General features: G+C 58.0%; 21 protein-coding genes. 7 read left to right on the forward strand and 14 right to left on the reverse strand.

Features of this window, described 5'->3' with window-relative positions; all coding sequences use genetic code 11:
- The first annotated feature begins 92 nt into the window (after positions 1-92).
- From NDJ10_RS05990 to priA, 3 genes are all read left to right on the forward strand, one after another.
- Positions 93-2,156, forward strand: a complete 2,064-nt coding sequence (locus tag NDJ10_RS05990; protein ID WP_296160323.1) for a thioredoxin family protein — start codon at positions 93-95, stop codon at positions 2,154-2,156.
- 57 nt (positions 2,157-2,213) lie between these two features.
- Positions 2,214-3,329: a uroporphyrinogen decarboxylase gene (gene hemE / locus NDJ10_RS05995; protein ID WP_296160288.1), complete on the forward strand. Its 1,116-nt coding sequence runs from the start codon at positions 2,214-2,216 to the stop codon at positions 3,327-3,329.
- A gap of 360 nt (positions 3,330-3,689) precedes the next feature.
- Positions 3,690-5,870 (forward strand): primosomal protein N', encoded by a 2,181-nt coding sequence (gene priA, locus NDJ10_RS06000; RefSeq protein ID WP_296160289.1) that lies wholly within the window; start codon positions 3,690-3,692, stop codon positions 5,868-5,870.
- 24 nt (positions 5,871-5,894) lie between these two features.
- Here the strand turns inward: priA and NDJ10_RS06005 are convergent, their stop codons facing one another.
- From NDJ10_RS06005 to NDJ10_RS06015, 3 genes are all read right to left on the reverse strand, one after another.
- The gene (locus tag NDJ10_RS06005) at positions 5,895-6,692 is read right to left on the reverse strand and encodes a class I SAM-dependent methyltransferase (protein WP_296160290.1); all 798 of its coding nucleotides are present in this window, start codon (positions 6,690-6,692) and stop codon (positions 5,895-5,897) included.
- A 142-nt stretch (positions 6,693-6,834) separates the two neighbouring features.
- Complete coding sequence (locus NDJ10_RS06010) at positions 6,835-7,800, reverse strand: AEC family transporter (protein WP_296160291.1); 966 nt, start codon at positions 7,798-7,800, stop codon at positions 6,835-6,837.
- 12 nt (positions 7,801-7,812) lie between these two features.
- Positions 7,813-8,598 (reverse strand): class II glutamine amidotransferase, encoded by a 786-nt coding sequence (locus NDJ10_RS06015; protein ID WP_296160292.1) that lies wholly within the window; start codon positions 8,596-8,598, stop codon positions 7,813-7,815.
- A gap of 282 nt (positions 8,599-8,880) precedes the next feature.
- On the opposite strand from NDJ10_RS06015, the gene NDJ10_RS06020 reads away from it, so the two are divergent.
- The 3 genes from NDJ10_RS06020 (at position 8,881) to NDJ10_RS06030 (ending at position 12,539) form a co-directional block, all read left to right on the forward strand.
- The gene (locus tag NDJ10_RS06020; protein ID WP_296160293.1) at positions 8,881-10,368 is read left to right on the forward strand and encodes a hypothetical protein; all 1,488 of its coding nucleotides are present in this window, start codon (positions 8,881-8,883) and stop codon (positions 10,366-10,368) included.
- Positions 10,369-10,514: 146 nt separating this feature from the next.
- A complete protein-coding gene (gene rpoH, locus NDJ10_RS06025) occupies positions 10,515-11,456 on the forward strand; it encodes an RNA polymerase sigma factor RpoH (RefSeq protein ID WP_296160294.1) in 942 nt (313 codons plus the stop codon).
- 93 nt (positions 11,457-11,549) lie between these two features.
- Positions 11,550-12,539: a tripartite tricarboxylate transporter substrate-binding protein gene (locus NDJ10_RS06030; protein WP_296160295.1), complete on the forward strand. Its 990-nt coding sequence runs from the start codon at positions 11,550-11,552 to the stop codon at positions 12,537-12,539.
- Positions 12,540-12,636: 97 nt separating this feature from the next.
- Here NDJ10_RS06030 and NDJ10_RS06035 read toward each other — a convergent pair whose 3' ends face one another.
- From NDJ10_RS06035 to NDJ10_RS06060, 6 genes are all read right to left on the reverse strand, one after another.
- Complete coding sequence (locus NDJ10_RS06035; RefSeq protein ID WP_296160296.1) at positions 12,637-12,987, reverse strand: HPF/RaiA family ribosome-associated protein; 351 nt, start codon at positions 12,985-12,987, stop codon at positions 12,637-12,639.
- Positions 12,988-13,136: 149 nt separating this feature from the next.
- Positions 13,137-13,748, reverse strand: coding sequence for an SCO family protein (locus NDJ10_RS06040; RefSeq protein ID WP_296160297.1), 612 nt, complete (start codon positions 13,746-13,748; stop codon positions 13,137-13,139).
- 39 nt (positions 13,749-13,787) lie between these two features.
- Entirely contained in the window at positions 13,788-14,699 is a 912-nt protein-coding gene (cyoE, locus tag NDJ10_RS06045; RefSeq protein ID WP_296160298.1) for a heme o synthase, read from the reverse strand.
- A gap of 19 nt (positions 14,700-14,718) precedes the next feature.
- Positions 14,719-15,861, reverse strand: coding sequence for a COX15/CtaA family protein (locus tag NDJ10_RS06050; protein WP_296160299.1), 1,143 nt, complete (start codon positions 15,859-15,861; stop codon positions 14,719-14,721).
- Between the two features lie 7 nt (positions 15,862-15,868).
- Positions 15,869-16,531, reverse strand: a complete 663-nt coding sequence (locus NDJ10_RS06055; RefSeq protein WP_296160300.1) for a hypothetical protein — start codon at positions 16,529-16,531, stop codon at positions 15,869-15,871.
- Between the two features lie 22 nt (positions 16,532-16,553).
- On the reverse strand, positions 16,554-17,273 hold the full coding sequence (locus NDJ10_RS06060) for an SURF1 family protein (RefSeq protein WP_296160301.1): 720 nt from the start codon (positions 17,271-17,273) through the stop codon (positions 16,554-16,556).
- A gap of 15 nt (positions 17,274-17,288) precedes the next feature.
- Here NDJ10_RS06060 and NDJ10_RS06065 point away from each other — a divergent pair, with 15 nt between their 5' ends.
- Positions 17,289-17,501, forward strand: coding sequence for a twin transmembrane helix small protein (locus NDJ10_RS06065; protein WP_296160302.1), 213 nt, complete (start codon positions 17,289-17,291; stop codon positions 17,499-17,501).
- Positions 17,502-17,570: 69 nt separating this feature from the next.
- On the opposite strand, the gene NDJ10_RS06070 is transcribed toward NDJ10_RS06065, so the two are convergent.
- The 5 genes from NDJ10_RS06070 to ctaD are packed head-to-tail and all read right to left on the reverse strand — an operon-like array spanning position 17,571 to position 21,092.
- Positions 17,571-18,452 (reverse strand): cytochrome c oxidase subunit 3, encoded by an 882-nt coding sequence (locus NDJ10_RS06070; protein ID WP_296160303.1) that lies wholly within the window; start codon positions 18,450-18,452, stop codon positions 17,571-17,573.
- Positions 18,453-18,505: 53 nt separating this feature from the next.
- A complete protein-coding gene (locus NDJ10_RS06075) occupies positions 18,506-18,727 on the reverse strand; it encodes a DUF2970 domain-containing protein (RefSeq protein ID WP_296160304.1) in 222 nt (73 codons plus the stop codon).
- On the reverse strand, positions 18,727-19,326 hold the full coding sequence (locus tag NDJ10_RS06080) for a cytochrome c oxidase assembly protein (RefSeq protein WP_296160305.1): 600 nt from the start codon (positions 19,324-19,326) through the stop codon (positions 18,727-18,729). Before NDJ10_RS06080 ends, NDJ10_RS06075 begins: the two co-directional genes overlap by 1 nt.
- Positions 19,327-19,329: 3 nt before the next feature.
- Positions 19,330-19,455 carry a cytochrome oxidase small assembly protein gene (locus tag NDJ10_RS06085; protein ID WP_296160306.1) on the reverse strand — a complete coding sequence of 42 codons (126 nt, stop codon included), beginning with the start codon at positions 19,453-19,455 and terminating at the stop codon, positions 19,330-19,332.
- Positions 19,456-19,469: 14 nt separating this feature from the next.
- Positions 19,470-21,092, reverse strand: coding sequence for a cytochrome c oxidase subunit I (gene ctaD, locus NDJ10_RS06090; RefSeq protein ID WP_296160307.1), 1,623 nt, complete (start codon positions 21,090-21,092; stop codon positions 19,470-19,472).
- Between the last annotated feature and the right edge of the window lie 38 nt (positions 21,093-21,130).

Genomic DNA, 21,130 nt, shown 5'->3' on the forward strand with positions numbered 1-21,130 from the left:
CCTCCTACAACACCATGATTCTCCTGAAACGCCTGACGCGCCCCTTCTCTGCCCTGGTTTTCACTGCCATTTCTTTGCTGTCGACAGGCGTCATGGCACAAGACAGCGTAAAAAACACCGTCACCACCGAACAGATCCAGGCCGAGCTGATAGCCCACGCACCCGATGGCGTTGACCCCGGCAAAACGGTCTGGGTCGGGCTGCAACTGCGCCACCAGCCGGATTGGCACACCTACTGGAAGAACTCCGGCGACTCCGGTCTGGCCACCCGTCTCAGCTGGACACTCCCCACCGGTGTGCTGGCTGGCGACATTGCCTGGCCGCTGCCAGTCAAGATCCCGATTGGCAACCTCGCCAACTACGGTTATGAAAACACCGTGCTGCTGCCGGTACCACTGACCATCACGCCCGACTTCAAACCCTCGGTGGTGAACCCCGAACTCGACATCAAATTGCAAGCCAGCTGGCTGGTGTGCAAGCTCGAATGTGTGCCGCAGGACGGTGAATTTGTGCTGCGCATTCCGGTCAAGGGCTCTACCGCCATCCATGGCGCGGCCTTCGATGCCGCCTTGAAAGCCCAGCCCCAGGCGCTTCAAGAGGCAGGCAGCATTGCCATTGAGGGTCAGACGCTCAAAGCGTCCGTGGCGGGGTTGCCTGTCAGTTTAAAGGGGAAAACCCTGGACTTTTTCCCGGAAACGCCAGACATCATCGCGACCGCAGCTCAATGGAAACAAAGCTGGCAGGGTGATGTGTGGACGGCTGAGGTGCCACTCTCGCCACACCGCAGCGCCAGCCCGGAGGTCATGCCGCTGGTGCTGGTCGGAAAAGTGGGCAACGAGCGCCTGGGCTTTATTACCCAGGCCAAAGTGAGCGGTAGCTGGCCCGTCAAGGCGCCTCTGTCTCTGTCCGGCGCAGCGGCAACCAGCCCACCCATAACTGCGGCCTCAAACCTGCCCGTTTCACTCTGGATGGCCTTGCTGGGCGCCCTGCTGGGCGGCATGATCCTGAACCTGATGCCCTGCGTATTCCCGGTGTTGGCCATCAAAGTGGTCGGGTTTGCCCGTCATGGCAGCAACCAACGCCATCAGCGCGTCGGTGGCCTCGCCTACAGCGCAGGGGTGGTGCTGTCATTTGTCGCGCTGGGCGCGCTGATGCTGGGGCTGCGCAGTGCCGGCGAACAACTGGGCTGGGGCTTTCAGCTGCAGTCACCGGCCATGGTGGCGGCGCTGGCCGTGCTGTTCACCGTGATCGGACTCAATTTGACCGGCTTGTTCGAATTTGGCCAGTTTGTACCCAGCCGTGTGGCCTTGCTGGAGGCCAAAAACCCGTCAGTCAATGCATTTTTGTCAGGTATTCTGGCGGTGGTCATTGCCTCGCCTTGCACCGCCCCCTTTATGGGCGCCTCACTCGGACTGGCACTGGCTTTGCCCGCAACACAGGCGTTGACGATTTTTGCCGCATTGGGGCTAGGCATGGCGCTGCCCTATCTGGCGGTCAGCTGGTCGCCAGCACTGGCCCGCAAATTGCCACGCCCCGGGATATGGATGGCGACTTTCCGCCACGCCATGGCGTTCCCCATGTTTGCTACTGTGGTCTGGCTGGTCTGGGTGCTGGGCCAACAAAGCGGCATCAATGGTGCAGCGGCCCTGCTGGCGCTGCTGCTGAGTCTGGCGCTGGTGATCTGGGCGCTTGGTTTGCAGGGTCGCAGCCGCATGGTGATGGCGACAGTTTCACTGGCGACGCTCGCCTTTTTGGCGGGTTCTATCGGCCAAAACGTCATCAAACCCCTGGAAAACAACAACGTCACAGCCAGCACAGCGCTGTGGCAGCCCTGGGCTCCGGGCAAGGTGGATCAGGTGCTGGCAACCGGCAGACCCGTGTTTGTGGACTTTACCGCCGCCTGGTGTGTGACCTGCCAGTACAACAAGTCCACCACACTGGCCAGTAAAGAGGTATTGGCCGACTTTGCCAGCAGACAAGTCACACTGCTGCGTGCCGACTGGACGCGCCGTGATGCCGACATCACCGCGGCGTTGGCGCAGCTGGGGCGCAATGGTGTACCGGTGTACGTGCTGTACCAGACTGGACGTGCGCCTGTGGTGCTGTCAGAAATTTTGTCGGTATCCGAAGTGCGCAGCGCGCTGGCAACGCTTTAGCAACTGGATTTGTCAGCCTGCCGCATTTTGGCTATGCCGGAATGCGACAATCGGCGCATGAATTCGAAGACCACCCCATCCTCATTCGCCCCCCTCCAAAACGACACCTTTCTGCGCGCCTGTTTGCGCCAGGCCACCGACTACACGCCCATCTGGATGATGCGCCAGGCCGGCCGGTTTTTGCCTGAATACCGCGCCACACGTGCCAAAGCCGGCAGTTTCATGGGGCTTGCCACCAACACCGATTTTGCCACCGAAGTCACGCTGCAACCCTTGGAGCGCTTTCCAATTGATGCCGCCATTTTGTTCAGCGACATCCTGACCGTGCCCGATGCCATGGGTCTTGGGTTGTCATTTGCCTTGGGTGAAGGCCCCAAATTCGCATCCCCCGTGCGCGATGAAGCCGCTGTGGCCAAGCTGGAGGTGCCTGACATGGCCAAGCTGCGCTATGTATTCGATGCCGTCACATCGATCCGCAAAGCACTCAATGGCAAAGTACCACTGATCGGTTTCAGCGGCAGCCCCTGGACACTGGCCTGCTACATGGTCGAAGGTGCAGGTTCGGACGACTACCGTCTGGTGAAAACCATGATGTACAGCCGACCGGACCTGATGCACAAGATGTTGCAGATCAATGCCGACGCGGTGGCGCTTTACCTCAACACCCAGATTGAAGCCGGCGCTCAGGCCGTGATGATTTTTGACAGCTGGGGCGGCGTGCTGGCCGATGGTGCATTCCAGGAATTCAGCCTGGCCTACACGCGCCGTGTTCTGGCGCAATTGCACAAAGAGTACAACGGTGCGCGCATTCCCAGCATTGTTTTCACCAAAGGCGGAGGCCTGTGGCTCGAAGAAATGGCTGAACTGGACTGCAATGTGCTGGGCGTGGACTGGACCGTCAACCTGGCCAAGGCGCGCGCCCTGGTGGGTGGCAGCAAAGCGTTGCAGGGCAACCTCGACCCCAACGTGCTTTTTGCCCAGCCCGCGCAAATCGAAGCTGAAGTGATCAAGACTCTGAACGCTTTTGGCACACCGCATCTCGGAAGTGGCGCCGGTCCGACGCACATCTTCAATCTGGGCCACGGTATCAGCCAGCACACGGCACCTGAGCATGTCGCCGCATTGGTGCAAGCCGTACATCAGCACTCACGCCAAATGCGCGCTGCAGACTGACGGATTGTGCTCCCCAGAATATCTCGCCTGAATTGGGCCACTAGCATCTTTTTGCCTGTTTTACCAGCCCAAAGGACAAAAATCTTTGCTACTTATGCACAAAATCAGAGTTGAAGTGAAGCTGATTTATTTTTTTCCACGGGCTTACCCTTAAAGCAAAAAATTTCATAAGCTATTGATTTATATAGTTTTTAAAATTTGCCTTTTTTCTGAGCAAGCTAACAAAAGCCTTGATTTGCAAGGCTTGGCCATGCTTCTTGGTTCTTTATCAACAAAGTTATCCACAGAAAACTTGGATGACTTATAAAAGCCCTCAAAATCAAGCACTTATCGCTTTTTTCGCAAGTTCACTTGAACAAAATGCCCGAACCACCAGTCCCTGGAAACTGCTTGACACGGGTCCTGGTACATACCCCGGCGCACAGCCAGATGGCGGGTGCACTCAGTTATTGGAGCGAGGCCCCCCTGCCTCCAGGCACCCTGGTGCGCGTGCCGTTGGGACAGCGCGAACTGCTGGGCGTCGTGTGGTCCATCGATTCGACCAGCGCATCTGACGCGACACTTGATCCGGCCAAACTGCGACCGGTGACAACGGTCCTGGATGCTATGCCGCCCTTGAGCGCCCACTGGCGTGACCTGATCCGCTTTGCCGCCAGCTACTACCAACGCGCGGCAGGCGAGGTGGCCCTGGCCGCCCTGCCGCCACAACTGCGTGACATGAGCAGCGTCCAACTGGAGCGTCGGCTGAAGAAATTAGCCACGGCGACGGCAAAGCGCACCCAAGCCGTGGTCAAACCAGCCACAGAGACCGACACGGCACCGACACCAGAACCAGACGCCGCAACCCCAGCCGTTGTACTGACCCAGGAGCAACACCAGGCCATTAGCCAGTTCCACCAGCAGCCCGGACCCTTCCTGCTGTTTGGCGCCACCGGCAGCGGCAAAACCGAAGTCTTCATGCACTGCACCGCTGCGCTACTGGCCAGCAAGCCCGAAGCGCAGGCGCTGGTCATGGTGCCTGAGATCAACCTGACACCCCAGCTAGAAGCGCGCTTCAAGGCCCGCTTTTGTCCTCTGTACGGCGCAGATGCGGTGGTGTCGATGCACAGCGGCATGAGCCCGGCACAACGCCTGAACAACTGGCTGGCCGCCCACAGTGGCGCGGCGCGCGTGGTGCTCGGAACCCGGATGGCGGTATTTGCGTCAATGCCGCAATTGCAACTGATCGTTGTTGATGAAGAGCATGACCCGAGCTACAAAAGCAGTGAGGGGGCGCGCTACTCGGCACGCGATCTGGCCATTTACCGGGGCCACTTGGAAGGGGCCAAGGTCATGCTGGGTTCAGCCACGCCATCACTGGAAAGCTGGCACCACAGCCGCCCGGCCGAAGAGGGCGGGCGTTACCTGAGGCTGGAAATGCCGAGCCGGATTGGCCGCGGTCAGTTGCCACTGGTGCGCCGGGTCGACATGAACCACCAGCCCAAGTCCTGCATCATCTCTGCACCCTTGCTGGCGGCGATCACCCAGCGCATTGCCAGGGGTGAGCAAAGCATGGTATTTTTGAATCGGCGCGGCTATGCCCCGGTGCTGCAATGCAGCGACTGCGACTGGAAAAGCGAATGTCCCCACTGCAGCGCCTACCGGGTGTTCCACAAGATCGACCGCACCCTGCGCTGCCACCACTGTGGTTTGAGTGAGCGCGTACCGCGCGCCTGCCCCGCCTGCGGCAACCCCGATATCACCCCGCTGGGGCGAGGTACCGAACGGCTGGAAGAACACCTGGCTGAATTGCTGGCAGGGGTGCAGCGCCCGGACGGACAACCGGTGCGCATTGTGCGCATTGATGCCGACACCACACGGCTCAAGGGCGCGCTCGAATCACAACTGGCCCAGGTGCACACGGGCGAGGTGGATGTGTTGGTGGGCACCCAGATGATTGCCAAAGGGCATGACTTCCGGCGCATCACGCTGGTGGCCGCCGTCAATCCTGACAACGCCTTGTTTTCCAGCGATTTTCGCGCCCCCGAGCGACTCTTCAGCCTGTTGATGCAGGCCGCCGGACGCGCCGGGCGCGATGAAACCGTGACCAACCAGAGCGAAATGTGGCTGCAGACTTTTCTGCCCAAACACCCCTTGTATGAAGCGCTGAAAAAACATGACTACCCCGCTTTTGCAGCCTCACAGCTGAAAGAGCGTCAGCAGGCTGCCATGCCGCCCTTCAGCTTCCAGGCGCTGATCCGGTCCGAAGCGCGCAGCCAGGAAGCCGCACAAGGCTTTTTAACCCTGGCCAGTCAAGCCGCCAGCAGCCAAAGTGACACGGCAACCCTGCTGACACAAATTACACTTTACCCGGCGGTGCCAATGAGCATGGCGCGCATTGCCAACATCGAGCGCGCGCAAATGCTGGTGGAAAGCCCTTCGCGCACTGCGCTGCAGCGGTTTTTAAGTGCCTGGCAAGGGGTACTGCACAGCACACGTGCCCATCCAGAATGCAAAGGCGTGATCCGTTGGGCAATCGACGTGGACCCGCACAATATCTGAGCGAGTATCCACGAGTGGCCAAGTTCAGGCTGCTGCTTTGGTAGCCACAATCACTTGGAAATTATCAAAAAATACGGTGTGGCGCTCACAGGTCACGCCAGGCATGGCCTGCAGTTGCAACACCGGGTCGTGCGTGTTCCACAGCGCCAGACCATAGGGTTCAAAAACCTTGAAATAGGTCCAGCTCAAGGCGCGCAGCACCGAGGGGCGAGGTTTGTGGAACTCGCCAAGATACAGCTTGCCGCCCGGCTCAAGCACCCGCATGGCTTCGTTGAGCGCTTCAATCTTGAGGTGATTTGGCAATTCATGCAACAGGAAAAACATGACATTGGCGCGCACTGAACCGTCAGCCTGGTTCATGGCAATCGCATTGTCCTGCATGTAAATGGTTTTGTCGGCGTGCGCGGTCAGCTTGCGCTCGGCATGGTCCAGCTCGTTTTGAATGATGTCGGCCACCAGTACCTTGCTGGCCCCGGCGTCGACAGCAGCCTGCGTCACGCGCGGCATGACATTGCCAAAGGCACAGGAGGTGATCAATACCTGCTTGCCTTTCAAGTTGTCCCGATTCAGGCCGTGCACAATGAGGGACACCAGGTGGCTGTACTGGAAAAGCAAAATCGCTGAAATGATGGGCTGCCAGTCAATCAAACGGATCAAGCGCATATTGGAATAGATCGGGTACACATGCGCGGCATCGTGCGTGAGTCGTCCGGTGATACCGCGCATGAGCAGCGCGCCACGAGTCAAGGTAAAGAAAAACAAAGCGGTGCTGGCCAGCACCACGACAACAGTAAAGAAGGTATATGAAAACCAGGAGGGCATTGCATTCTTTCAAATAACGGGCGTGTGAACCACCCAAGGCATCAAAAAATTTCCAAGACCAATTACACACCCGGGGGAAAACCCTGTATTGATTTGGATCAAAATGCAAACAGGCTTTGGCGGAAGAAAGCGCCCGGCCCGTCTAAACCATCAATGCCACGGCCATTGAAAACGTCACAAACGCCGTGGCAGTCGAGACCAGAATGATGCGGGCAATGCGCCCGTTGTCAGCGCCAAAGCGTTCGGCCAGCAACGACACATTGCTGGCGCTTGGCAATGCCGCCGTGAGCACCATCACCGTCAAGGCGAAACGCGACAGGGGCAGCCCCAGACTGATCAACCCGGAGCCCACCAGCAGCACCAGCAGCGGATGCACAAATAACTTGAACATTGCCACCGGCAAATAATCCCGCAGCAGTGGCGCGGTAACATGCCCCGCTTTGGCGAGCATCTGGGCGCGCGCCAGCACCGCGCCAATCGTGAACAACGCCACCGGGGAGGCCGCATCGGCCAGCAAACCAATCGTTTGCGCCACCGGTTTGGGAGGCGCCCAACCGGCCACAGACACCAGTGCTCCCAATAAAATAGCCCAGGGCAACGGGTTGGCCAGAACGCCCTTGAGGGCTTTTTTGAACGCCTTGGCGGCACCGTGCGCCTCAGCGCCATCCAGTCGTGACAGCGCAATGCACAGCGAGGTGGTCACAATCATGTCGATCACCATGGTCAAAATCACCGGGCCGGCCGATTGCGCGCCCAGCAAAGCCACCAGCAGTGGCACGCCCATGAACCCGGAATTGGGAAATGCCGCCACCAGCGCGCCAAAGGAGGCGTCATTCCAGCCAATGCGGGCGTTCAGACTGACCGCCACCGTCAAGCCCACCGTGAGCAGTGCGCACAGCAGCCAGGTGGCAAAAACGCCCATATCTAGCAGTTGTCCAATCGGCGTGTTGGCGCCAAATCGGTACAACATGCACGGCAGGGCAAAAAACAGCACAAAACCGTTCAGACCAGGAATGGCCTCCAGCGGCAGCATGCGCGCGCGGGCGGCCAGGTAGCCGCACAGCACCAACGCAAAAAAGGGAAAGGTAATGACAAAAATTTGCAGCACGAAGGCATTGTCTCAGAGCGTGGTGCGCGCCCCGTCCACAAACACGGCAAGTTCACCGGGTGACATGGCCAGCCAGTCCTCATCGGTGGTCAGGGGCTCGGTGACCACAATCACCAGACGATCCTCGGGGCTGTTGAGTTCAGCCAGGTTGACGCAGACGTCTTCGTCCTTGAGGTGTACTTCACGGAATGGATGGCTGCGCAGCACGTAGTGCAGCTTGGTCGTGGCATGTGCCCACAAGGCCTGGCCGTTGCTGAGCAAGAAATTAAAGGTGCCATGTCTTGCAATGTGCGGCACCAACTCACGCAAAGTACAGCTTAACTCACCCACCGACGGCACACCAACGTGAGATTTGGCGAGCTCCTGCATCAACCAGCAAAACGCCAGTTCACTGTCGGTATTGCCCACCGGATAAAAGCTGCCATGCAATCTGGGCGCGTAATTTTTCAGGTCACCGTTGTGGGCAAAAACCCAATTGCGCCCCCACAGCTCGCGCACGAAAGGGTGACAGTTTTCCAGCGCCACCTGCCCCACGGTCGCCTTGCGCACATGCGCCACCACGTTGTGGCTCTTGATGGGGTAACTTTTGAGCATGCGGGCAATGGGCGAAGTGGCAGCACTGGATTTGTCCACAAAATGGCGAACCCCCTTACCCGGAATGGCGCAGTCGCTTTCGAAAAAGGCAATGCCCCAGCCGTCACCATGGTGATCGGTACAGCCGCCGCGCTGCGAAAAACCGGTAAAACTCAGCGTCAGGCTGGCCGGCAAGTAGCTGTTCATTCCCAGAAGTTGGCACATATATCCTTGGCCTTGGCATAGGACATAGTCGGCAGTCAAACCAAAAGCGCTATTATTCAGTTACAAAAATAAACACAAGGCGCTTTATGACGGTCAACAACGCCCCTGATCGGCTATGTTGTCAGAGGTTTCAGCTGTTAATTATGACGAACATGAAGTCCTTCTCTTGCTGCCTCCGAAAAATTTGATTCGTCCATGACCCCAACGCACATGAGAAAAGCTGTCACAAAAAATAGTGTTAGGGCAATCACCAACCTGGGTGTCGCCCTCCTGACCGGGGCAGTGTTCAGTGCCCATGCGATGACGCTGGGGGAACTCCAGGGTCAGGCACTGATGGGTCGTGCACTGGACCTGAGCGTACCGGTCCGGGCCGGCCAGGGCGATGAACTTTCTGAAGGGTGCGTGCGCGCCGACATCCATTATGGTGACGCGCCGCAAAAATCGCCACGCCTCACCATTCAAGCCAGCCAACTGCGGTTGCAACTGGCTGAGCCGGTCAATGAACCGGTCGTGACCGTACAGCTGCGTACGTTTTGTGGCGCCAGCCAGATCCGGAATTATGTGCTGCTGGTGGATTTACCGCCTGATTTCAGTGCCAACGTGGTGGCAAACGCCCCTCTGCCAGCCGCCACAACCCCGTTGGACAGGACCGATCCGGCACTGGCGCCGGCCCAGGTGGTGTTAGCCCAGGGGGCTGTCGCGAAAACACCTAAACCCAGTGTGCTGGCCAAGCGCAAACCTGGCTCATCCAAAGGACAAGTCAAGAAAACTGTCAAAAAACAAACTGCTAAAGCAGTCACAGCCAAACGCAAGCAGAAAACAGGAGGCGTTCAACCGGTCAAATCGGTGCTCAAACTCGACCCCATGGAGATTCTCTCCGACCGGATGGACAACCTGGAACTCAATATGCCGTTCACGCCGGCCGAAGATGCGCTGCTGCAAAGCAGGCAAATCGCAGCCCTGCAAGCCGATGTCAAATCCATGCGGGACCTGACTGTCAAAAACGACCGCACCCTGCTGGAGCTGCGCAGCCAACTCGAACTGGCGCAATCACAACAGCAGACAACCACCCTTCTTTATGGCTTGATCGCCTTGTTGCTCCTGGGTGTGGCTGGACTGCTCTGGCTTTGGCGCGGTCAGAAAAAGTTGACGACGGCTGCGCAGTCATGGTGGCAGCACCCTGCCGCAGACGAGCCCGTCGCTTTTTTGCCGTCTGACGTCGCTGCGCAAGCAAGCAATCCGGCCCCGAAAGAGCCTGTGCCAGTCGTGTCTGTCGCACCTTTCCAAATCAACCCGGACGTCGTTCAGGACATCCGTCAGCAGGCTGATTTTTTTGTCTCCCTGGGGCAAGCCGATCGTGCCATCCATATCCTGAGTCTGCACATTGCCAACGCCGAACTGCCCAACCCCTTGATCTGCATGGACCTGCTGGGGATTTACCAGCACGCAAACCAGGCCGACGAATTCGACCGCTTGCGCAACGTCTGCCGACAGCACTTCAACGTGCAGGTTCCCGATCTGACCAGGTTTGGGCATCCGGGTCGAGACCTTGCCTCCTACCCGCAAGTCATGACGATGCTGACTCACCTCTGGCCTGGCGAACAGGCGCTCTCTTTCATTGACAGTTGCCTCTTCATCAAAGTCAAGTCAAAGCTTTGCCCCCTTCTGGATCTGGCGGCTTTCCGTGATCTGCTGACTCTGCATGTTGTGGCTGAAGAACTGGCCACCACCCCGCTTGCCACGCCAGCGGTCAAGTCATCACCGATCTGAACCAACGACTGCCGTGCAATCGAGCCCTCCCTGTTACAAGCCAGGTTCGGCTGAAACACAAGCCTGCCTGAAATTTGAACTTTTTGATTGGCACTCAATCACATAGAGTGCTAACATTGCAAATTCGAGCAACAAGGAGTTCTGGCATGTCTACTTACACTGGCGTTACTGGCACCCCGCTGACCTTGGCAAATCCCTGGTCAGTGGTGCCTGCTTTGGGCCATCTGGATGCCTACATTGCGGCCGTCAACCGCATGCCCATGCTGACCCTGGAAGAAGAACAGAGCTACGCCCACAAGCTGCGCCAGGACAATGACCTGGAAGCGGCCGGAAGGCTGGTGTTGTCGCACCTGCGGCTGGTGGTGTCCATTGCGCGCCAGTATCTGGGCTATGGCTTGCCGCACGGCGACCTGATCCAGGAGGGCAATGTCGGCCTGATGAAAGCCGTCAAACGGTTTGACCCCGACCAGGGCGTGCGTCTGGTGAGCTATGCCATGCACTGGATCAAGGCAGAGATTCATGAGTACATCCTGAAAAACTGGCGCATGGTCAAGGTGGCCACGACAAAAGCCCAGCGCAAGCTGTTTTTCAACCTGCGTTCCATGAAGCAGCGTTACCAGAGTGATGATGCAGCGGCTGAGCTTGATACACACCGCAATACGCTCAACGAGAGCCAGATCGATGCCATGGCCGTCGAGCTGCACGTCAAGCGCGAAGATGTGATCGAAATGGAGGCGCGACTGGCTGGCGGTGATGTGCTGCTGGACCCCAGCCCTTCTGATGACGGCGAAGACGCGTTTGGCCCGATTGCCTACCTGACCGATGCTGCGCACGAACCCACCGCCATGCTGGAAGCACAGCACCGCGACATGCTGGCCAGCGACGGCATTGCCAAGGCGCTCGCTACGCTGGATGAGCGCAGCCGCCACATCGTGGAGGAGCGCTGGCTGAAGGTGAATGATGACAACTCGGGCGGCATGACGCTGCATGACCTGGCAGCGGTTTATGGTGTCAGCGCCGAGCGCATTCGCCAGATTGAAGTTGCCGCCATGAAAAAGATGAAGAAGGCGCTCGTTGAATTTGCCTGATTCGCCGGCGAAGCGGCGCTGGTTGCCCTGCGCTCTGCGCCACAATACCCCTGACAGCCCCGACGTCAGGGGTATTTTTTTACAGGAGTCATCATGCGCCGCCAATGGATCAAACTTTCCGTCATATCAATCGCAGCCAGTACCCTGCCCTTGTTGGCAACAGCTCAGGCTGCTCCCAAAGTGCCGGCCTGGCCCAGCAAGACCTTACGCATCATCGTCGGCTTCCCGGGCGGCTCTTCACCTGACCTGACGGCCCGCACGCTGGCTGAGCCCCTGTCCAGAGCGCTCGGCCAGCCAGTCATTGTGGAAAACAAGGTGGGCGCCGGTGGCAACATTGCGGCCGACTACGTGGCCAAGGCCACTGACAACCATACCCTGGGCCTGATGATCAACGGCAACCTGACCACCGCCAAACTGCTTAACCCCAAGCTGCCATACGACCCGCTCAAGGATTTGTTGCCTGTGAGTCTGGTGGGAGTCTCGCCACTGGTACTGATGGCGCCCAAATCTGCGCCTGGCGCCAATGCCCAAGCCTTTCTGGCGGCTGCCAAACAAGCGGGCGACCGCTGGAGCTATGGCTCGCCTGGCGTCGGCACCATCGGCCACATTGGCATGGAGCTTTTCAAAAGCAAAACCGGAACCCAGGCCGTGCACGTGCCCTACCCCGGTTACGCGCAGGTGGCCACCGGCATGATTGGCGGACAGTTGCATCTGTCAATGCTGCCGCCCGCATTGGCAATAGCCCAGGTCAAGGGCGACAAGCTGCGTGCCATCGGCGTGACCTCAAGCGGCCGCAGCGCCCTGGCGCCCGATCTGCCCAGCATGGCGGAAGTGGGCGTGCCTGACTTCAACCTGGAAATATGGAATGCGGTGGCCGCGCCCAAATCGATGCCCCCCGCCCTGGTGGCCAAACTGGCCGTGCTGGTCAGTGACATTGCCCGCACACCCGAGGTACGGCAAAAACTGTACGCCCAGGGCTGGCAAGTGGTGGGCTCGTCACCGGAAGGCCTGGTCAAACGAATTCAGGCAGATACCCGCATGTATGGCGGCATCATCAAAACACTGGACGTGAGCAACCAATAGCGATGGCGGCAACATCCGGGCAACACGGGTCACCCTGCCGGGGGCAAGCCCTTTGACCCATGGAGAGGCTGTGCCCGGCAAAAACGTCGACAGACGCCTAATCTTGTGCAGCTGCGCGAATCGTGTCACGCCCGTTGCGATCCTTGACGCGACCCAGGTCGGCGTCCAGGGCGCTTGCCAGCTTGTCCACCGCATTGATGAGGGCAACGCCCATCTTGTCGGCCTCGGCCGTGACGGTGACGGGCTGACGACTGGCCACGCGGGCCTCGAGTCGACAGCGTTTGTCATTGACACCCGACTTGGCACTGTCGAGGTCGGTCAAAAAGACTTCCAGACGCGTGATATGGTCTGTGAACCGGGCCAGACGGCTGCCCGCTTCTTCGCGCACCCATTGGGCCAGGGACTGGCCACCCTGAATGTGGTCGTCGGTATTCACCTGAATTTGCATGTGAGTTCTCCTGGGTTAAGTCCGGCTACTGGTCCGGCACAAGCAATTCATTAACTGGTTTCACTTTACCTCAAGCCCGGCACCAGCAAGGTGAGGATACGCAGGTTTCACACACACGGCGCAAGGCCTCACACGGTTGTAGCCGGCTCTCAGGACGCCGACGCAAGCAACTGTTTGATATCAGCCGCCGTCAATTCAGGCTTGGTACCGTAACGGGTGAACAGGCGCAGTTTGCCCTTGGGGTCATAAACATAGCTGCCAGCGGTGTGGTCCATGGTGTAGCTGGTGGGGGTTGGACCGTCTACCTTTTTGTAATACACCTTGTAGTCTTTGGCAAGCACGGCCAACTGCTCAGGTGTTGGCACCAGCGCCAGAAAGGAGGGATCAAAAGCGCCCATGTATTCCTTGAGCATCTCGGGCTTGTCGCGTGCGGGATCAATGGTGACAAACAGGCCCTGGACACGCTCACCGTCTTTGCCCAGCAATTGCTTGATCTGGGCCATCTCGGCCATGGAGGTCGGGCAAACGTCGGGGCACTGGGTGTAGCCGAAGAACATCATGACAATTTTGCCCTGGAAATCCTGGAGCGTGCGTGTCTGCCCGTTGTGGTCGGTGAGGGAAAATCCTTTGGCGTAATCCGCACCAGTGATGTCAATGGCTGTGAACTGAGGGGCATTAGGCGAGCAGGCTGAGAAAAGACCTGTCGTCCCCAGCACCATAGCGCAAGCTGTGATTGATTTGAGCGCGTTTCGTTTGTTCATGAAGTTGATGATAAACCGGGCAGGTTGAAGCCCTGGCCGTTACAGGTAGTGGTCGATCAGCAGCGCGGCAAACAACAGGCTCAGGTGAATGAGGGAAAACCTGAAGGTTTTACGCGCCAGCAAATCAGAATAATCACGCCACAACCACCAGGCATGCAGGATGAATCCGGCGTTCAGCACCACGGCCACAACCAGATACAGCCAGGAACTCATGCCGTAGATAAAGGGCAGCAGACACGCCGCCAGCAGGATGAAGGTGTAGAGCAGCACCATCAACTGGGTGAATTCATTGCCATGGGTCACAGGCAGCATCGGCAGGCCGGACTTGCGATAGTCCTCCACCCGGTACAGCGCCAGTGCCCAGAAATGCGGTGGCGTCCACAGGAAGATGATCAAAAACAAAATCAGCGCTTCCGGCCCCACGTTACCCGCCATGGCAGCCCAGCCCAGCACCGGCGGCATGGCCCCGGAGGCACCACCAATCACAATATTTTGCGGGGTCATTGGCTTCAGGATCACCGTGTAAATCACCGCGTAGCCAATGAAGGTGGCAAACGTCAACCACATGGTGAGCGGGTTCACGGCAAAGTAGAGCAGCGTCGAACCCAGTGCGCAGAGGACGGCCGAAAACAGCAGGGTTTGATGATTTCCCAGTTGGCCCCGCGCTGTCGGGCGCCAAGCGGTGCGTTTCATCTTGGCGTCAATGCCTTTTTCAAGGATGCAGTTGAACGCGGCCGCGGCCCCTGCAACCAACCAAATACCCAAACAAGCCATCGCGGCCACACCAACCTCATGCCAGGACGGCACGCCCGGCACCGCCAGCAGCATGCCGATCAGGGCGCAAAACACAATCAACTGAATGACGCGCGGCTTGGTCAACGCGTAGTACTGCGCCCAGATGGAGGCTTCCCTGGCCATGCTGGGTTTGGTCGGTTGAGTGGCTTGGTTCATGCGACGCTCCGGAATTCTTTCATGGCAGAGTGGCCACGTGCTTCACTGTCCGAGATGCGCTTGACTTTGTCACAAGCCAGGTCAACAACAGGGCCAGGGCCGCCGCACCGGCGGTATGCAATAAGGCGGCAAGCAAAGGCCAGTCAAACACCACATTGCTCAGCCCCGTGATCAACTGCAAGGCGGTCAAGACGGCCAACATCTTGGCCGGGCGCCGCCAACTGGCGCGGTGTAACCAACAGGCTGACACACACAACAAGGCCAGCAACAGGTAAGCCATCAAACGGTGCACGTAATGAATAGCGGTCAGGGCAGCAAAGTCGATGGGGACGCCGCTGGCTGTCAGACCCAGCGCACGCCAGACCTCAAACCCTTGGCGAAAGTCCATCGCAGGCCACCACTGACCCTGACACTTCGGAAACTCCTCGCAAGCCAGCACCGCGTAGTTGGTGCTGACCCAGCCTCCAAGCATGACTTGCACAACCAACATCAACAGGACCAGGGACAAGTAGCGCTGGAGTGAACGGGGGATGGCCGGCAGCGCCTGTGCCATCGAATCTCCATGCGTCGTTTGCAGGCCAAGCAGCATCAGCAAACCCAGACCCCCCAACAAATGCAAGGTGACGATCGCCGGATACAGCTTCATGGTGACCGTCAAGGCACCAAAAGCGCCTTGCATACAAACCCAGAAAAGGGTCAATGTTGGCAGCCATGGACCTGCCACGGCCTGCGTTGTCAAATCAACCTGACTGCGCACCAACCAGCGCTGACGCCAAGCCAGCGCCGTCAGCACCACGATCAGAGCGCCAACGCTTGAAGCCAGGTAGCGGTGCAACATTTCGATCCATGCCTTGCTGTGGGTAACCGGCCCACTGGGCATCGCGCTCCGGGCTTCGTCGATCTGCTGTGACGCCCCAAGCGGCGAACTGCTGCCATAGCAACCCGGCCAATCCGGGCAGCCCAGACCCGAGTCGGTCAGCCGCGTGAAGGCACCAAAGACCACCAGGTCAAAGGTCACGAACAAGAGAAGCACCGTCAAAGCATGGCGTCTTGCCTGCAGCGTGGGGTGGCGGCGCCAGATCCAGGCGATCGGCAGCACCACCACGCAGGCCACCATCAGCAGCATCTGCGCCAGAGGCGATAAATCGTACAAAGAAGTCACGGTGAACTCAAGGCTTGTCGACTCGCCCGGGCTTGTCCCAGGACGTCGAAGCGGTCAGCAATCGGCTCAGATCGCGTTTGGCCTGGGCCGCGTTCTTGACGTCGAGATCAGCCGGAAAACGCATCATCCATTTGCCGAAAGGGTCGACCACATAGAGATGATCAGACAGCTTTTGCCCCTTGCCAGGCGACAACCATTGCGCCAGACCTGCGGCATCCACCCGCAACACCAGCGCACTGCTCAAGGCCGGCAACAGGGCTTGCGGCACCTCGGCCTGGTCATCCACCAACCAGACCCAGTCCATCCGGTCTTTGTCGCGACCCATGGTCTCACGCAGTTGGCGCTGCAAATACAAGTGCTGTTGACACTGTGCATTGCATGCACCGCCGGCAACGCTGACCAGCAGCCATTGGCCTTTGAGCGAGACGAGTTGGTCCTGCTTGCCATCAAGGCCATGGGTCAGCAAAACCGGCACATCCCTCTGCGGCTCAATCAGTTCGCCGAAACTCTTGATCCGATCCGGCCTGAAAAAGTAGAACGTCAGATAGGACGCCACAACAGGCGCGGCACACACCAGCCAGACCAGCAACAGCCAAGTACGCCCCCGGCGCGTGCGCCCGGGCGGATCGCGCAGAGCCTCCTCTGCAGTTGGCACGGTGTTGACAACCATGGTCAACGGTGTATCCCAGTCTTCAGACTTGGTTGCGTCGGAATCGTTTAACAATTTGAAACCAAAGGTAATAGAGAGCGACCAGCCCGCTCAGGGCGAACCACTGAAATGCATAACCGTAATGGGTGTCGACGCCGGTATTAGGCTGCGGCCAATTTCTGGACAACCCGTCGCGCATATCGCCAGTCTCTTGCACGGAAATAGGCGCCAGACCCAAACCCAAAGCATCACCATAGGTCTTCAGATCGAGATTTTGCCTGATGCGCCCGTCATCACCACCGCCCAAATCGAAATGGCGGGACGGTGGTGGGGATACCATGCCCTCAATCTGAACGACCGACGATGGGTTGGCAACATGGGGCAAAGCTTGACGGTCTACAAAATTGCGTGCCACCCAGCCCCTTTGCACCAGAACCACCTGCCCTGTGGGCTCAAGCTTCAAAGGCGTCACCACCACAAAACCCACGCGTTTGTTCATGGTCCGGTTATCCAGAAACACCGTGGCGTCGGCCAACCAGCGGCCCGTCAATTTCACGCGCCGATAAAGCAGCTCACCCGTGCCAAGCATGGCCAGAAAACCCTCGTTATCCAGTTGCGGTCTGGCCTGGTTTTCAGCGATCGCGTCGCGCATCGCGAGTTTCTGAACGGCACGGCCCAGCTGCCATTGCCCCAGTGCCAGGCCCAGCACAAATACCAACAACGAGAAACAACTCACGATCCAGAAACGCCCGCGTGCACTCACGTGATAATCCCGTTCATGAAATACATAGTCATTGTGGCCTTCATTGGTATTTTGGGCAGCCTGGCCTCGGCGTTCGTCTTCATGATGAAAAAAGACGGCAGTGACAAAAACCGCGCCAAGCACATGGCCAAGTCGCTGGCGCTACGGGTTGGTTTGTCTATTTTGCTGTTCACAAGCATTTTGGTGGCCTGGTGGCTGGGGCTGATTTCACCCACGGGCACACCCTAAGGAACCAACGCCCACTAGGCGTTTTTTGGCAGCCACTGCGCAAGGCGGGGCCTGAGCAGGCGACCAAGTTCAGAGCCAATAGACCACGACGTAAAGACCCAACCACACCACGTCCACAAAGTGCCAGTACCAAGCGGCACCTTCAAAGCCAAAATGGTGCTCGGGCGTGAAGTGGCCTTTGCGCAGACGCAGGGTGATGAACAACAGCATCAACATGCCAATGAACACGTGAAAACCGTGAAAGCCGGTCAACATGAAGAAGGTGGAACCATAGACCCCCGAGGCCAGCGTCAGGTTCATCTCACTGTAGGCGTGGGAGTATTCGTAGCCCTGTACAAACAAAAAGATCAACCCCAGAATCACCGTCAGCCACATCCAATTGATGGTCTTACGGCGGTCACCGGCAATCAGCGCATGGTGAGCCACGGTCAATGTGACCCCGGAAGTCAGCAGCAAGGCGGTATTGATGGTGGGCAGCCAGAACGGTGTCATGGCTTCAAACGGCTCAATGATGCCGGCTGGGGCAGCGGTCACGCCGGCCATCACACTGGGCCACAGCGCTTTGAATTCAGGCCACAGCAAAGCATTTTCGGCATTAGCCAGGTTGGGCACCGAGTGCACGCGCAACCACCACAGTGCGGCAAAAAAGCCGCCGAAAAACATCACTTCAGAGAAAATAAACCAACCCATGCTCCAACGGAAGGAAACGTCGATGCGCCGGCTGTACTTTCCGCTTTCGCTTTCACCGATGGCATCTTTGAACCACTGGAACAAAACCACGAGGAACCACAGCAAACCGAAAGCCAAAGAGTATTTGCCCCATGCAATGCCATTCATCCAATTACCGGCACCCAGGAGCACAAAGAAAAGCCCCACAGCGCCCAGGGCAGGATGACTGGAAGGCGACGGCACAAAGTAATAGGGCGTCTTGTCGTGTTCAGTAATACTCATTCTATTTTCACCTTTAACGCTTAATTTTTCACCAATCCAAACCGCCAACCGCCCTACGCAGCCAGCACGGTGTTGACCAACCAGATCAGCGCCAACACCAAAAACAAGGCCCCCAGCACACCAACCACGATCACATGCACCGGCTTGACCTGCGCCATATCCTGTTGGTGTCCACTGCGATTACGCAAGCCCACAAAGGCCCAGGCCACCACCCGGAGAGTGCGCCAAAAAGACACCTTACCGGAGTCCTTGGCTTCAGGCAAAAGTTCGGCCATCAGGAACCCTCCTTGGTCTTATCATTAGCCTCGTTACTGGCAACCGGCACGGGTGGCGTCTTTCCGCCGACTTCAAAAAAGGTGTAGGACAGGGTGATGGTCTTGACATCTCTGGGCAAGCCGCTGTCGACCACAAAAACCACAGGCCATGACTTCTTCTCACCAGGCGCCAATGTGTGCTCCTTGAAGCAGAAACACTCAAGCTTGTGAAAATTCGGACCCGCCTGTTCAGGTGCGTAACTGGGAACAGCCTGCGCGGTGATGCTGCGGCCCTGCATGTTCTGAAACTCATACATGATCGTGGTCATCTCACCTGGGTGAACACGCAAACTGCTCTTCTCTGGCTTGAAGCGCCACAGTCCGCGCACGTTCGCATCGAACTCCACCGTCACGGTACGGGTGTCGTCCACCTGGGTGTTCAAGGGTTTGTAGTCGCCTGCGCTTTCGATGAACCGATCACCCAGAGCCAGCACCTTAATGCCGGTCACGTCGCAAAACACTTCGTACAAGGGCACGATGGCATAACCGAAGCCGAACATCGACAGCGCCACCAAGACCAGCTTGAACTTCAACGAGGTGTTTTCAGACCAGAACTTCACGGCTCAACGACCAAACAAACTCATGCGCAACAGGACACCAAGAAAGAAAACGGCGGCGATCAACGCCAGCGTCAGGCCCAACTTGCGGTTGGCCTTCGCCTTTCCTGGATCGATTTCATATTGTTCCATGACGTCCATCCTGGTCAACCGACAATCTTGGTCGCCGTGGCGTCCAGCTTGGGCGGGTTTTCAAAAGTATGAAAAGGCAGCGGTGCGGGCAATTCCCACTCCAGGCCTTCAGCGCCATCCCAGGGACGCTGGGGTGCCGGCTTCCCGTGGCCGCGCATGGTCGGCAGCACAATGAACAACAGGAAGTACAACTGGGCAAATCCGAAGAAGAAGGACCCCACAGAAGCGATGGCATTGAAATCAGCAAACTGCATCGGGTAGTCGGCGTAACGACGGGGCATGCCGGCCAGACCCAAGAAATGCATCGGGAAGAAAGTCACGTTGAATGAAATGAGTGACCACCAGAAATGGAGTTTTCCGCGGGTCTCGTTGTACATCACACCAGTCCAGCGAGGCGACCAGTAGTAGTAGCCCGCAAACATGGCAAACAAGGACCCCGCCACCAGCACGTAATGGAAATGCGCCACCACGTAGTAGGTATCCTGAATCTGGATATCAATCGGTGCCATGGCCAGAATCAGACCGGTGAAACCACCCATGGTGAACACAAAGATGAAGCCAACCGTAAACAGCATCGGCGTCTCAAACGTCATTGAACCTCGCCACATGGTGGCAATCCAGTTAAAGATCTTGACCGCGGTGGGCACGGCAATCAGCATGGTCGCGTACATGAAGAAGAGCTGACCTGCGACCGGAAAGCCGGTCGTGAACATGTGGTGGCCCCAGACGATGAACGACAGAATCGCAATGCTGGAAGTTGCGTACACCATGGAGGTGTAGCCAAACAGCTTCTTGCGCGAAAACGCCGGCACGATCTGGCTGATCACGCCGAAGGCCGGCAAGATCATGATGTAGACCTCGGGGTGACCGAAGAACCAGAAGATGTGCTGAAACAGCACCGGATCACCACCACCGGCGGCATTGAAGAAGTTGGTGCCGAAGTGGCGGTCCGTCAAGGTCATGGTGATCGCGCCGGCCAGGACAGGCATCACAGCGATCAAGAGAAACGCCGTGATCAACCAGGTCCAGGGAAACAGTGGCATCTTCATGAGCGGCATATCAGGCGCGCGCATGTTCAGGATGGTCACGATGATGTTGATCGCACCCATGATCGAGCTTGCGCCCATGATGTGCAGCGCAAAAATGCTGGTATCCATGGCCGGGCCCATTTGCAGGGTCAGGGGCGCATACAGCGTCCAACCGCCAGAGGGCGCGCCGCCTGGCAGGAAAAAGCCGGTCACCAAAAGCAGGGCCGCAGGAATCAGCAGCCAGAAACTGAAGTTGTTCATGCGTGCAAACGCCATGTCACTGGCGCCAATCTGCAACGGAATCATCCAGTTGGCAAAACCCACAAAACCCGGCAGGATGGCCCCGAACACCATGATGAGGCCATGCATGGTGGTCAGTTGGTTGAACAACTCCGGGTTGATGAACTGCAGCCCCGGCTGAAACAACTCAGTACGGATCAACAGCGCCATGACCCCGCCAACCATCAACATGGTCAAGCTGAACAGCATGTACATCGTGCCGATGTCTTTGTGGTTGGTGGCGTACACCCAGCGACGCCAGCCTGACGGTTCGTGGTGATCCGCGTGTCCATCGTTCCCGTGGGCTGGGTGATCTAAAACGGCGCTCATTGAATTCTCCTTGGCAATTTGTCTAACTTGTTCACCAC

It is taken from the genome of Rhodoferax sp. (assembly GCF_023700745.1).
Lineage (GTDB): Bacteria > Pseudomonadota > Gammaproteobacteria > Burkholderiales > Burkholderiaceae_C > Rhodoferax.

Coding starts and splice junctions, on each gene's coding strand:
- NDJ10_RS05990 (WP_296160323.1), top strand. CDS start 93: ATGGCACAAGACAGCGTAAAAAACACCGTCACCACCGAACAGATCCAG.
- hemE (WP_296160288.1), top strand. CDS start 2,214: ATGAATTCGAAGACCACCCCATCCTCATTCGCCCCCCTCCAAAACGAC.
- priA (WP_296160289.1), top strand. CDS start 3,690: ATGCCCGAACCACCAGTCCCTGGAAACTGCTTGACACGGGTCCTGGTA.
- NDJ10_RS06005 (WP_296160290.1), bottom strand. CDS start 6,692: ATGCCCTCCTGGTTTTCATATACCTTCTTTACTGTTGTCGTGGTGCTG.
- NDJ10_RS06015 (WP_296160292.1), bottom strand. CDS start 8,598: ATGTGCCAACTTCTGGGAATGAACAGCTACTTGCCGGCCAGCCTGACG.
- rpoH (WP_296160294.1), top strand. CDS start 10,515: ATGTCTACTTACACTGGCGTTACTGGCACCCCGCTGACCTTGGCAAAT.
- NDJ10_RS06030 (WP_296160295.1), top strand. CDS start 11,550: ATGCGCCGCCAATGGATCAAACTTTCCGTCATATCAATCGCAGCCAGT.
- NDJ10_RS06035 (WP_296160296.1), bottom strand. CDS start 12,987: ATGCAAATTCAGGTGAATACCGACGACCACATTCAGGGTGGCCAGTCC.
- NDJ10_RS06040 (WP_296160297.1), bottom strand. CDS start 13,748: ATGAACAAACGAAACGCGCTCAAATCAATCACAGCTTGCGCTATGGTG.
- cyoE (WP_296160298.1), bottom strand. CDS start 14,699: ATGAACCAAGCCACTCAACCGACCAAACCCAGCATGGCCAGGGAAGCC.
- NDJ10_RS06055 (WP_296160300.1), bottom strand. CDS start 16,531: ATGGTTGTCAACACCGTGCCAACTGCAGAGGAGGCTCTGCGCGATCCG.
- NDJ10_RS06065 (WP_296160302.1), top strand. CDS start 17,289: ATGAAATACATAGTCATTGTGGCCTTCATTGGTATTTTGGGCAGCCTG.
- NDJ10_RS06070 (WP_296160303.1), bottom strand. CDS start 18,452: ATGAGTATTACTGAACACGACAAGACGCCCTATTACTTTGTGCCGTCG.
- NDJ10_RS06075 (WP_296160304.1), bottom strand. CDS start 18,727: ATGGCCGAACTTTTGCCTGAAGCCAAGGACTCCGGTAAGGTGTCTTTT.
- NDJ10_RS06085 (WP_296160306.1), bottom strand. CDS start 19,455: ATGGAACAATATGAAATCGATCCAGGAAAGGCGAAGGCCAACCGCAAG.
- ctaD (WP_296160307.1), bottom strand. CDS start 21,092: ATGAGCGCCGTTTTAGATCACCCAGCCCACGGGAACGATGGACACGCG.